The sequence below is a fragment of the Flavobacterium tructae genome (genome assembly GCF_001853485.1).
In the GTDB taxonomy this organism is placed as follows: domain Bacteria; phylum Bacteroidota; class Bacteroidia; order Flavobacteriales; family Flavobacteriaceae; genus Flavobacterium; species Flavobacterium tructae.
On sequence record NZ_MIKE01000026.1, the window covers coordinates 281,955 to 295,648 of the forward strand.

A 13,694-nucleotide genomic window follows, 5' to 3' on the forward strand; every position below is an offset into this window, starting at 1 on the left:
CATTTTGTATTCTTACATTTGTTTTTCCAGTTCAAACTTTAAAGCTTTAACTAAAATTGAGTATCATGTATAAACAAGAGCTTACGATTATTGTTCAATCTATCATTGCGTCAAATACTATTGATGAACACACCACATGTGCGCGAAATCTTTCAGAATTTTATGAAAAAATCGCAACAGTTAACCATTTTGAGAACAATGAAGTTCATGTTAAAGGCGGTGTTGCTTTGTCAAGCTCTGGTGCGGCAGACTGTGTTGACGATTATTTACGCACGGTTTATTTCATAAAAGGCGTTTATAAGGCTCTGACAAAATTGTGTATTGATTTTCCAGAGAGAAGTATTAATGTTCTTTATGCGGGTTGTGGCCCTTATGCAACTTTAATTCTTCCTTTACTTCCTTTGTTTAATAAAGATAGAATTAAAGCCATTTTACTAGATATCAATACTGCTTCTATAGCATCTGTACATCATATTTTATCGGTGACCGGTTTAAACGATTATTCATTAGAATTAATCGAAACAGATGCCATTACGTATACAAAACCGGAGGAGTTTGCAATTGATCTGGCCATCTCCGAAACGATGCATTATGCTCTTACCCGAGAGCCGCAAGTGGCGATTACGCGAAACATTGTTTCGCAGTTGTCTTCGCATGGAATTTTAATTCCCGAAGAAATCAAGATCGATTTGACTTATACATATTCCGATCATGAGCCATCCTTAAAAGATGCTAAATCAGAGGTTAAGGGCCGTAACGAAATACAGCCCTATCCTCATAGTGTATTTGTAGATAGATTATTTACAATAAGCAAAGAACTTTTTGGCAATACAAGTCAGGATTTAGAATTTAAAAGTGACTTTTATAAGCTGCCCGATGATTTTAGTAATCATCCCGATGTGTGTATTTTTACTGAAATCAGGATATTTGAAGACATCGAATTAAAAACTGCGGAGTCTTATATTACAAACCCTTTTTGTCTTGTTTCTATGTACAATCTTACAGAGTATTCTGAAATTCAGTTTTTATACGACTTCAGCGATATACCCAAATGGTCTTATAATGTAAAAAATGCTCTTAAATAGTTTAATTTCTGGAAGGGAAAATTCCTTCTAGGCAAATGATATAAGATAATGCTACATAAGGCTGCATTACTGAGATAGGCAGATTGCTACCAGTGGCACCAGTGGTTACATTGCTTAATAAATCGACACTTGGAGTTGCTGTTGCAAAGCCTAATGTAGGGGTGAAAACTCTCGATACAAGAGCTCCCGGTATTGCTATCGATGCTCCGGCTACCGGTGTTGAATCTGATGCATTTGTTGCACTCACAGAAATTTTACCTGGTCCTGCGTGAACGTGAGCAGGAAGGTTGCTTGTTAAAATTGAAACGTTTGGTGTACCTGCAGCTTGTCCAAGAACGTAAGTTCCTCCAGGTGAAGTTCCTTGTCCAATAGCTGTTGCACCTTGTAGATTTGGTAAAGCGAAAGTAGTCTGACCATTTCCTCCATAGGTTGTACCAAGGATTGAGAATAATGCCGTATTTTGTGCAATTGACAATATTTGTCCGTTACAAAAGGCCCAGCCTCTTGGGGCAAAATTTCCCGCAAAAAGTTTTACAACTCCAATGAATTCTTCCATAGTGTTTAGTGTTAATAGGTTAGTGTTTATATTTGTTTTTGATATTACTTATGTTTTTTACTAAGAAATAAAAGGACAATTTTTATATTTAAACTAAGGTATAAAATATAAAACTCTCAAAAACAGGTGTTTCTACCTGTTTTTCTCTTCTAAAACAGGTTAAAACTAAGAATCTTAGGCACCGAAACTGAAAAATATGTCATGAGGAAGGTTTTTATTGTCATGAAATATCCTTTTAGTGTCGGAAACACTAATAATGAGTGAGATAAATCACAGGGAGTAGAAAAATGAGCCACATCCTTATGTTTATTGGTGTTTTGAACGATTTTACGGTAGAAATATGATAGTTGTAGGAGGTATAGTACAACCAAGGCATTCTGTTTGCATATTATTGTCAAAATAGGGAGAAAAATTTCTGCACTAAAAAAAAAGCATTGTATCAAATTCACAATTGCTTGAAGTATCACTTGCTTTAACAAGTGACACTTTACAAAGCTGATACCTAACAAGATCTCCTATCAATATTGACGTAACATAAAGCATCAGATGTTAATATAATGTTTTATAATCAGGTTAGTTTATTAATGTAAACGTAACCTTCCAGACCTACCCTCAGCTTTAATTTTGAAGACATATTATAAACAACACAATTGTAGTATATGTCATTTTTTAAAATCAGAATACATCGCTGTATAAAGATTGGATCGAAAGTCTTATTTCGAACACTTCATTCGCCAAATCATTCAAAAACGGTGTCTCATGTATAAGAAGTTTACAGATGAGGAGCTTGTTGAGTTATTGAGACAAGGAAAAGATAAAGCGTTTGATGAATTGTATTTCCGATATCGGGATGAATTGGTTCGGTTTGTTTATGTGAGGATGAAGTCGGTTCCGGTTTCCGAAGAGATTGTTCAGGAAGTTTTTACAACGATTTGGGAAAGACGAAAGAGTTTGGTTATTCAAAAGAAATTTTCAGCTTATATCTACACCTCTGTTCGGTATACTACTTTAGATTATATAAAAATGCATACCATCACCGATCAATATGTTAGAGAGGTTATAGACAGAAACACCAATGATTGCGACGGCAGCAACACTACCGAAGATTCTATTTATTATGAAGAACTACAGGAAGCCGTTGATAAGGCTGCGTTATTGCTTCCTAAAAAATCCAAAGAAGTTTTTATTCTCAGCAGAATTAAACATTACACCAACAAAGAAATAGCCGAAGAACTTAATGTTTCGCACGAAACGGTAAAGTATCACATTGCCTACGCATTAAAGTTTATGCGAAACTACCTGGGCGAATTTAACTAATAGCAGATCGCTAATACCGATTGTATATTCAATATAGTCCAATTGCATTGTACTATTTTCATATTACATCGGTATTATATCAGAAAGCATTGGACTACGATATAAGTAAAATTGATATAAATTAAGGTTATGCATTTTTTCTTAACAAAAGCGTAACCTTAAGCGCCTACCTGAAATTACTATTTCTAAGACATACTATTAAAGAGATAAACACATTATAATGCCTGAAAAATCACATCAAGATATAAAACTTTTTTTAGAAGGAAAGCCCTCTTTAAATGGGGAAGAATTATGGAATAACTGGTACGATCATCCCGAAGAAATATTCGACACGATAGCATTGATTACATCAGACCAATCGAAGTTAAAAAAGGAAATTCAAAATATAAAAAAGACGAATAAGGTTATTTCTCTTCCAAATAGAAATTGGGCGGTAGCAGCTTCTTTGTTATTTGTAGTTAGCTTGTCCTGTTTCCTTTATTTATCCTCGCTAAAAACCATCACCAGACAATATGCAACAAGAGCGGGAGAACACGCTAAAATAGTTTTAAGTGATGGAACTCAGATATGGCTTAATGCAGGAAGTCATGTAAAATATCCAGTTACTTTTAAAGGGGATACCAGAGAAATTTATTTAACCGGAGAAGCCTTTTTTGATGTAGCCAAAGATAAAAAGCATCCTTTTATCATTCATACCGATAAAATGGACACCAAAGTACTGGGAACGAGTTTTAACGTGCAGGCTTATCCGGATCAGACTACTCAGGAAGTTTCGGTGCTAACGGGAAGAGTGAATGTTAAATCAACCGTGACCAAAGAAAATGTATATGTAACTCCGGGGCAAAAAGTGGTTTTTAAATCGCACAGCAACAAACTTCAGGCGTTTAAGGATATCCCAATGAACTCAATCTCACTATGGCGAAAGCATATTATTGTTTTTGAAGATGCCCCCTTACCGGAAGTCATTGCAACGATCAATCGGAATTATAACGTAACCGTTCAGATTGCAAACAAAAATTTAAACAACTTAAAAATTAGTGCCTATTTCAAAGAACTTCCGGCAGGACAGGTCGTTGCTTTGGTGTGCAATATTATCAATGCAGAGTACAAAATAGAATCGGGGACTTATGTCATCCGTTAAATTTTAGAAATACGGCCGAGAGAAAATAGCTCGTATAGCGCAATGCGGGTTAGCGGAGTTAAGAGAATTTTTAAAATCTCCAATTCTTGTTTCAATCAGCTGGAATACAATTCCTTTAAAAATCAAATTAAAAAATCTACGTAGAAAACCGTTCCACAATCAAAAACAATTAAAAAAAACACAATCATGAATAAAAAGCAAATGCGGTATGTCGTAAAGGCTCAGAGCATTAAAAAATCGGTACTAACGAAGGCACTGCTTTTCGTGGCTCTATTTTTTATCGGATTAACCGTAAAAGCGGCTCGTTTTGATATCGGTAAAAGAGTAACTTTAAAAGTAGAAAATGAAAGTATAAAGAGTGTTTTTCAGAAGATTGAAAAACAAATCGACGTGCATTTTATGTACGAAACTAATCAGGTCAATACCAATCAAAAGATTAGTTTAAAACTTAATAATGTGCCTCTGGAACAAGCCTTGGATAAAATATGCAGCAATCTCTTGCTGAGATATGAAATGGTCAGCAACAATATTGTGATTAAGAAAAGCATAAAAGTTTCGGACGCCGGTCAGGGTAAAATAAGCATTTCGGGAACTGTTTTTGGCGGTGATGACGGAATGCCATTACCGGGTGTTGGAATCAAAGACAAAGATTCGGATGCGGCAGCTACAACAGATTTTGATGGAACTTTTAAAATCGAAATCAATTCGTCTGCGGCAGTACTTGTTTTTTCTTATGTAGGTTATGTGACACAGGAAATAAAAGTGACACAATCGGATAAAAACATAAGTGTAAAATTGGCAGCCGATATGAAACAACTGCAGGAAGTGGTTGTAATGGGATACGGAAGTGTAAAAAAGAATGAAGTTTTAGGATCAGTAGGAACCGTTTCAATGAAAGAAACATCAAGCAGAACCTACAATAGTGCCACAGAATTACTGCAAGGAACAGTGGCAGGTGTTACCGTAATTAACAATGGTGGTGATCCAACTGCTGAGCCTACAATTAATATAAGAGGTATCGGATCTTTGAACGCCGAAACACCACTGATTGTTTTGGACGGAATTATCTACAGTGGTTCTTTAAACACCTTGAATCCAAACGATATTGCTTCGATAAGTGTTTTAAAAGATGCGGCTTCTGCAGCGATTTATGGAGCAAGAGCTTCAGGAGGAGTTATTCTAATTACCTCTAAAAAAGGAGTTTCGGAACGCATCAATATCAATGTAAATTATCAGGGAGGTTTTCAAAACGTAGCTAAAAAGTTAGACGTTTTAAATGCAGCTGAATATGCCGATGCGATGAACACCGCCAGAGACAATGCTGGTATGCCGAGAATTCCGGCCTTTGATCCGGCTTTTGAACCAACAGCCAGAACCACAAAGACCAATTGGATGGATGAAATTTTCCGTACTGGCCAAATTCAGGATTTGTCTATTTCAGTAAATGGTAAAACCGAGAAATCTAATTTCTTTATTTCCGGAAGTTACCGCAAAAACGAAGGAATATTGCTAAATACCTATGGAACCCGTTATACGGCAAGAGCCAATTCTTCTTTTAAACTGGCACCTAATTTTACAGTGGGCGAAAATCTGTCGTACTCTTTAACAGATGGTCAGGCAGCCAATACAACAAGTGGTTACACAGGAGCCATTTTAGCAGCGATTTTTTATCCGCCAAATGCCACGATCTATAGAGAAGACGGTTCAGGAAAGTTTGGAGGTGTTCCTGAAAAATATATTGGTTCTTATGGAGACGTAATCAATCCGGTGGCCTATTTAAAAAGACTGGACAACCGCAATCCGATTTCGACTGTTTTGATTAATCCTTATGCAGAATGGGAAATCGTATCAGGTTTAAAATTTAAATCGAACTGGGGGTATACCAGAATTCAGAACAACGCAACCGATTTTGCGGTAAAAATAACAGAGCCGGGTAAAATATTTGATTTTAACCGATTGACAAAATCTTCTGCTACCACAACTGACTTATTAAGCGAGCAGACGCTTTCTTACGAAAAATCATTAGGAAAGCACAATTTTAAAGCACTTGCCGGATATACCTATCAGCAAACCAAAAGAGATTTTTATACCGTGCAGGGAACAGGCTTTGATAATGAAGATCCATCACAGCGTTATTTATTAAATGCTAAGTTAGTTCAGCAGGTAGAAGCAGGAATGTCCGAAGAAATCATTTCTTCTTATGTAGGAAGGTTGAATTACGACTTTAATCAAAAGTACTTGATTTCAGGAATTATACGCCGTGACGGTACTTCAAAACTAACTTCAGACAACCGCTGGAAAGTATATCCTTCTGTTTCTGCCGGATGGTTGATTTCTGAAGAAGGATTCATGAAAAGCATAGACCCGTTAGTAAGCAACTTAAAATTACGTGCAAGCTGGGGACAGATTGGAAACTTAGGAAATCTTGGACCTTACCAGTTTAGTGTGCCTTTAACGCAGACACAAGCTTTAATTGGAAGCAGTCCGGTAATTTCCTACGGTTATTCTGAGAGCGAATTGTCGAATCCTAATTTAAGATGGGAAAGTTCAGAACAAAGTAACGTAGGATTGGATTTTACCATGTTTAATAATGCTTTATCAGGATCTGTAGATGCTTACATTAAAACCAATAAAGACATGTTGGTTCGCGATCAGCTTCCGGGAGTTTCAGGAACTCCGTTAGGAAGAATCGTAAATTCGGGTAATGTTGAAAATAAAGGAATTGAAGCCAGTCTGACGTACCAAAAAACACGTGGCGAATTCAAATTTGATGTAACAGCAAATGCAGCTTTCTTAAGCAATAAAATTGTTTCGATCAAAGACGATTTAACTTCCTTAGAGCCTTTAAATCTTAGCCGTGTTCGTAGTTTGCCTTTGGCTAATATTTATCAGGTAGGAAGTCCTGTTGGAGCATTTTACGGGTACTCTACAGACGGATTGTTTCAAAGTAATGCCGAAGCAAAAGCCTATGTAAATGATAAAGGAGTAGTATATCAGCCCAATGCAGTTGCCGGAGACATTAAATTTAAAGATGTAAATGGCGATGGTGTAATCAATAACAGTGACAGAGTAGTGCTTGGAAGTCCTTTTCCGAAAACGACCTTCAGTTTAAACACGAATTTCAGATACAAAGGATTTGATATGAACATCTTCCTTAGCGGAACAGCCGGAAACAAAGTTTTTAATGCCGTAAAATATACAGGTGTGAATGCTTCTTTCCCGGGTTATAATTTACTAGCCGATTCTAAAAATGCATGGTCACCTACGAATACTAACACCAATATTCCAATTCTTTCGTCAACAGACAACAATAATAATTTCGGAAGAATCTCTGATTTTTATATTGAAGATGCTTCTTTCCTGAGATTAAGAAACGTTTCGATTGGATATACAGTAAAAGAACAATGGTTGCACGGGAAAGCGAAACTTAGATTTTTTATCTCTGGGCAAAACCTTTTTACCATCACCAAGTATTCAGGAATGGATCCGGAAGTGGGACTTAAGAATTTTGGTTTGGACTTAGGAAAATATCCTCTGTCCCGTATTTATATGACAGGTGTCAACGCAACTTTTTAAAAAAATATAACACAAGTAAAATGAAAAATTTAAGTCTTTTATTATGGAGTCTGGTGCTTTTAATGAGCATGTCGGCTTGCGAAAATGAACTTGATTTAGTACCTCAGGGAGCACCTTCAAGTGGTAATTTCTGGAAAACACCTGCTGACGCAAAAGCGGGGGTGAACGCGATTTATGCGCTCTATTCGGATGATAATATGTACGGTCGTGGGTTTTTCTGGCTGAACAATGCAAGTGATGATATCGGAACGAAACCAAGACAAAATGCGGAACGAATCAAAAATTTTATTGTAGACGGAGCTGAATCAGATACCAAAGACATTTGGAGACTTCACTATGAAGTGATGAAACGCTGTAACGATGTGATTCGCAATATCCCGAAAATCTCGTTAGACGATAAAACAAAAAACATGATGTTGGGAGAAGCGTACTTCAATCATGCTGTAATGCATCTGGAATTGGCCTATCACTATGGAGATGATCGTGCCGGGATTCCAATTCAGGACAGAGAAAATCCAACCAATGTATATGTGCCGCGTGCTAAAAACGTAGCGGAGAACTACGCCTATATCGCTGCCGATCTCATTAAAGCTGCCGATTTATTACCTTATTTCAGTGAACTTAGTTCAGACAATTACGGACGTGCGCATAAAACTGCAGCATGGGGATATTTGGTTCGTACCTATTTGTATGCAAAAGACTGGGACAATGCGATTAAGTATGCTAATATGATTGTCAACAGTGGAAAACACAAATTACTGGATAATTTCGAAGATGTTTTTAAAATTAAAAACAACTGGTCGTCAGAGTACATTTGGTCCGTTACCTCGAGTGCCGAAAATACAAGCTTAGGATCTATTTTCCCTGGAGTATGTCTGGAAGATAAAGGCTGGGGAGTTTACAACGGCTGGGGAAATTTTTATCCTACTAAAGAATTGTTCGATACTTATGATCCTGCTGATAAAAGACGAAGTGCTACAATTCTTCAAAAAGGAGACAAGTTTATGTACTTCGGTGAATTAGTCACTTTTAATGAAGGGAAATATATTGTCAGTTCAAGTAACAGAACCGGTTATCAGTTTAAAAAATACATGGAGCCCTTCGGTTATCCAAAAACTACTTCGGGCGGAATTGATATTCGTTATGTAAATGCAAACGGAGACAAGCCTTCTACCGCTTTAAATGTACCTCTTTTACGTTATGCGGATGTAATCCTGATGCTGGCTGAAGCAAAATTAATGAAAGGACTAAGTGCCGATACCGAAATAAACATGATTCGAAATCGTGCCGGTTTACCAAGTATTGGAGGAGCCACACTAACGGATCTGAAAAGAGAAAGACGTTGTGAGCTGGCAGGAGAATGGACAGACCGCCATTTCGATTTAGTACGCTGGGGCGATGCTCAGGCGACTTATGCAAAACCTTTACACCATTACAACGGAACAGTGATTTATCCTGCCCGTAATTTTAATCCTGCCATTCACCATGTGTGGCCAATACCGCCGGATGAAATTGCCGTGAGTAAAGGAGCCCTTTTCCAGAACAAAGGCTGGTAAATAATAGTTTCATTTTGTTTGTTTTGTTTTTTTTTACGCTGCAGGCTTAGTTGTGGAGCTTGCAGTTGTAAAGAAAAAGCAAACAATCTACATACTTTGGCTAGGTTTAAAGTTATGTGTAAGAAACATGCTTTTTCTTATATTTTTTTATAGACCTATCCCAATGCATCGGGACGATGTGTTAAATGATTTTTGTATTAAGTACACGCAATGGGTTAAAGAAATCTGTGGAGATCTTTTTAATCTGTGGCTTATCTTCTAATTATTGAAGACCATTTTAGAATTGAATTAATTTTACTTGTAATGAAAAAAATAATTATACTTTTTTGCCTTCATTTTTTTCTGTTTGCGCAGGCACAGGAATACAGTTCTGCAAATATTCATTCACACAATGATTATGCAGGTAAGTTGCCTTTTTATGAAGCCTATTCTAATGAAGCAGGCGTTATCGAAGCAGATGTTTTTTTGAGGAATAATGAGCTTTTGGTAGCACATACTTCAGAGGGAATCAAAACGTACAATACACTGCGAAGTCTTTATTTAGATCCTTTGTCGAAGAAGATAAAAAACTTAGAAGGTAAAGTTTACTCTGAGAATAAGCCTTTAATTTTAATGATTGATATAAAATCAGAAGCCGATGCCACACTTAAAGGTATCGTGCAACAGCTAAAAACGTATCCGGATTTGATTTCAAACAAAAATTTAAAAGTAGTTATTTCAGGAAACAGACCTGAACCATCAAACTGGAATCAATATCCTGAGTTTATCTGTTTTGACGGAAGAAGAAATGAAAATTATTCTTCGGAGCAATTGTCACGTGTCGAAATGATTAGCGAAGATTTAAAAGAACTTACCGTTTGGAACGGAAAAGGGGTAATGACACAGGCTGATTTAGAAAAAGTACAGTCGGTCATTAAAAAAGTTCATGCTCAGAATAAAAAAATCAGGTTCTGGTCGACACCCGATAATGTGAATACTTGGATGACTTTGATGAATTTAAAAGTCGATTATATTGGTACTGATAATGTGCCGGCATTGACACAGTTCATTCAGAAGATAAAAAGTACTTTTTACCAGAATACGTCATTTTATCAGGCCTATAAACCTAAGAATACAGCTTTGTTTTCTAAAAACAGCCGTCCGAAAAATGTAATTCTGCTTATTGGCGACGGAATGGGGCTTACTCAGATTTACGCCGGTTATACAGCCAATAAAGGACAATTGAATCTTTTTAATATTCCGACTCAGGGATTGTCGATCACTAAATCGTCAGACAGCTATATTACCGATTCGGCTGCAGGAGCTACGGCAATGGCAACAGGCCATAAAACCAATAACCGATTTATCAGTGTCGATGAAAACGGAAAAGGGTTGGAATTAATCACCCAGCAACTGGCAAAGAAAAAGTACAAAACGGCTATTATTTCGGCTGGAAATATTACAGATGCCACTCCGGCAGCTTTTTACGCGCATCAATCTGAAAGAACTTTAAGCGAACTAATTGCTGCAGATTTTCTTGCCAATCCGTCTGATATTTTAATTGGAGGAGGTACAAAAGAATTTAATAACAGAAAAGACGGTAGAGATCTGTCTAAAATAATAACAGAGAAAGGTTATACTTTTTCAGATCAGTTTAAAAGTCTGGACACCATTAAAAATTCACGTTTTGTAGTGGTAGATGATGCTTCGGTGGTTTCGATGAAAGAGGGAAGAGGAGATTTTTTAGCGAAATCTTTGGCAAAGACAACGGCCGTTTTTTCAAAAACAAAAAATCCTTTTTTTGTAATGGCTGAAGGTGCGCAAATTGATTATGGCGGACATAAAAATGACCTGGAATACGTGGTTCGTGAAATGCTTGATTTTGATAAACTGGTAGGACAAGCCATGGAATTTGTCGATCAGAATCAGGAAACACTTTTAATCGTAACGGCAGATCACGAAACCGGAGGACTTTCCTTAATAGATGGCAGCATCGAAAAAGGATATGTGCAGGGAAGTTTTAGTACCAACGATCACACAGCGGTGCCAGTTCCGGTTTTTGCATATGGACCCGGAGCTGCTAATTTTATGGGAGTTTATCAAAACACAGAAATCTACTCTAAAATACTCGAAGCACTTTTAATCAAATAACTGATACCACTTTTGTTTGATAGTGGAGATGCACTAAAAGCAGCGACAAAACATTTTGTCGCTGCTTTTTTATTTTAACAAGTGTAAGCGTCACGTTTGTTAAAAGTGAAATTTTGAGAAAGAACAGTATTCGTATCAGGATAATAAAGTCTTGATTTTGCAAGGTTTGGCTTCTGTTTGAATTTAATTATAAGAAAAATAAGATTAAAATAAAAGATCGTAAATTAGCATTTCTTTAGGATTAATTTCTTTTTCTGTTAAAAACTTTTACAAGAAAATTGCTGTTCTTTGTATCTTAAAATTGCTTAAGAAAAAGATTAAATAAGTCTTAAGTGATTCGCTTGACACCACAATATTATTTTAGACATTGAGTTTAGACTAATTATCATATTTGCGTTATGGATAACAGGAAGTTTATTTTAAGTTTAAAAAAAGGGAATGAGGCCGCTTTCAGGGAAGCATACCTTAATTACTACGATAAACTGATAAACATTGCCAAACGCTTTAATTTTACAGTACTTACCCCACAGGATTTTGTTCAGGAGACTTTTTTACGAGTATACAATAAAAGAGAATTACTTCATGAAGATGTTTTGTTCGACAAACAATTATTTGTGATCTGCAAAAACATTATCTTTAATCATCTCAACAGAGAAAATAAAATAGTACAACTCGAGCCTTCGCATGTTGTGATGGAAAATGTGGATAATGATCATGAAATTTTTGAAGAAAGACAGGAAATATTAAATAATTTAATAAATGAGCTTCCTGAACAACAGCAAAAAATCTATACTTTACATAAACTGGAAAACCTTAGCTATAAGGAGATTGCAGCTTTAACGGATCTTTCTGAAAAGACCATAGCCAATCATATTTATCTCGCCAGTAAATTTATCCGAAAAAAAGTCGAAAACCATTAGGAACTTTTTTGTTCTCGTTTGTTATCTATAAAAATGAGAACATAAAATGAATATTGAAACTTATAAAACGGACGTTACCACAAAGGAAGAAGCAAAATTTGTTGTAGCGCTGCTTCAATTTGTTATTTCTGATTGTATCATGAATTTTGATGTAGAAGACAAAAATCATGTTCTGACAATCGAAACCAACAGAGAGATTAAGGATATGGTGTATGGTGTTTTTAATAAGCAAGGATTTTATTGTCAGAAACTTTAACGCCCCAAAGATATGAATGATAAAAAAGTAGAAGAAGAATTAAAGAAGATTTGGGATGATGTCCCCATTTCGCATTCTGATGAAGAAAAAGAGGCTTCGTGGGAAGCATTTCAATCCAAAGCCTTTCCTTTAAAAAAACAAAGATTTAAAGCATGGCATTATGCCTCAGCTGCAGCCGTTTTACTTTTTGCGTTTATCGGAGTGGGCCTTTTCTTTAATAAAGAGCAGCACCAACAGGAAATTAAATTGACTTCAAACGTAATTGAAAATACGACTTCAATTGTAAAAACGATTTTTTTACCGGATAGTTCCAAAGTGGAGTTAAGTCCTGATTCCAGAATCGAGTATGCCGATAATTTTAAGACTAATCGTAAAATTGAAATTAAAGGTGAAGCTCACTTTCAGGTAACAAAAGACAAAAAACATCCTTTTCAGGTTTTTTGCAATGAAACGACAACCACTGTTTTAGGAACTTCTTTCTTAGTAAAAGGATACACTCAAAAGGAAGTTTCAGTCGAGCTTTTTGAAGGAAGCGTTGAGATGAGCATAAAAGACCAGACTCAAAAATGGATACTCGTACCCGGTGAAAAATTTACCTATGCCAATAATACGGTTGAGGTATCTGAATTTGAAAGATTTACCGATTTTGAAAATGAAAAGTTAACCGTTCTTGCTGCCTACATTAAAACAAACTATGGTTACACGGTGAAATTTCCAAAGGAATATTACGATCAGCACATTACCTTGAGAATCAATAAAAAAGAAGATTTACAAATAATTATCCAGTTAATATCCGAAATGTATAACCTAAATTTTGAAATAAATGAAAAATTGAAAGAAGTTACTTTTCAATAGAAAAGAAAAAGGATGCACTAGCCGCGAAACTAAACATCCTTCTCATGGTCAGGATAATAAGAATTATCCAGTTTAATAATGTTCAAAAATACAAAATTTTATGAAACATATCATTTCAGCATGTTTTTGTTATACATTGAAATTCCCAAAGGAATATTATGACCATCGTATTACCATACGAATTAATAAAAAAGAGGATTTTAAAAGAACAATTCAATTAATATCTAAAATGTATAACCTAAACTTTGAAATAAATGAAGAATTAAAAGTAATTACTTTTCAATAGAAAAGAAAAAAGGATG

Annotated in this window: 10 protein-coding genes; 9 read left to right on the top strand and 1 reads right to left on the bottom strand. The window is 35.8% G+C overall.

Features of this window, described 5'->3' with window-relative positions:
• Positions 1–65: 65 nt before the first annotated feature.
• A complete protein-coding gene (locus BHE19_RS18735) occupies positions 66–1,085 on the top strand; it encodes an SAM-dependent methyltransferase (RefSeq protein ID WP_017495715.1) in 1,020 nt (339 codons plus the stop codon).
• Between the two features lies 1 nt (position 1,086).
• On the opposite strand, the gene BHE19_RS18740 is transcribed toward BHE19_RS18735, so the two are convergent.
• Positions 1,087–1,641 (bottom strand): phage tail protein, encoded by a 555-nt coding sequence (locus tag BHE19_RS18740; protein ID WP_017495716.1) that lies wholly within the window; start codon positions 1,639–1,641, stop codon positions 1,087–1,089.
• Positions 1,642–2,400: 759 nt separating this feature from the next.
• On the opposite strand from BHE19_RS18740, the gene BHE19_RS18745 reads away from it, so the two are divergent.
• From BHE19_RS18745 to BHE19_RS18780, 8 genes are all read left to right on the top strand, one after another.
• Entirely contained in the window at positions 2,401–2,958 is a 558-nt protein-coding gene (locus BHE19_RS18745) for an RNA polymerase sigma-70 factor (RefSeq protein ID WP_070908352.1), read from the top strand.
• Between the two features lie 220 nt (positions 2,959–3,178).
• A complete protein-coding gene (locus tag BHE19_RS18750) occupies positions 3,179–4,099 on the top strand; it encodes a FecR family protein (RefSeq protein ID WP_070908353.1) in 921 nt (306 codons plus the stop codon).
• A gap of 186 nt (positions 4,100–4,285) precedes the next feature.
• Entirely contained in the window at positions 4,286–7,675 is a 3,390-nt protein-coding gene (locus BHE19_RS18755; protein WP_070908354.1) for a SusC/RagA family TonB-linked outer membrane protein, read from the top strand.
• A 20-nt stretch (positions 7,676–7,695) separates the two neighbouring features.
• On the top strand, positions 7,696–9,231 hold the full coding sequence (locus BHE19_RS18760) for a RagB/SusD family nutrient uptake outer membrane protein (RefSeq protein ID WP_070908355.1): 1,536 nt from the start codon (positions 7,696–7,698) through the stop codon (positions 9,229–9,231).
• Positions 9,232–9,534: 303 nt separating this feature from the next.
• On the top strand, positions 9,535–11,361 hold the full coding sequence (locus BHE19_RS18765; RefSeq protein ID WP_070908408.1) for an alkaline phosphatase: 1,827 nt from the start codon (positions 9,535–9,537) through the stop codon (positions 11,359–11,361).
• Positions 11,362–11,759: 398 nt separating this feature from the next.
• Positions 11,760–12,281, top strand: a complete 522-nt coding sequence (locus BHE19_RS18770; RefSeq protein WP_070908356.1) for an RNA polymerase sigma factor — start codon at positions 11,760–11,762, stop codon at positions 12,279–12,281.
• A 46-nt stretch (positions 12,282–12,327) separates the two neighbouring features.
• A complete protein-coding gene (locus BHE19_RS18775; RefSeq protein ID WP_017495723.1) occupies positions 12,328–12,537 on the top strand; it encodes a hypothetical protein in 210 nt (69 codons plus the stop codon).
• Between the two features lie 12 nt (positions 12,538–12,549).
• Positions 12,550–13,392 (top strand): FecR family protein, encoded by an 843-nt coding sequence (locus tag BHE19_RS18780; RefSeq protein WP_070908357.1) that lies wholly within the window; start codon positions 12,550–12,552, stop codon positions 13,390–13,392.
• Positions 13,393–13,694: the final 302 nt, after the last annotated feature.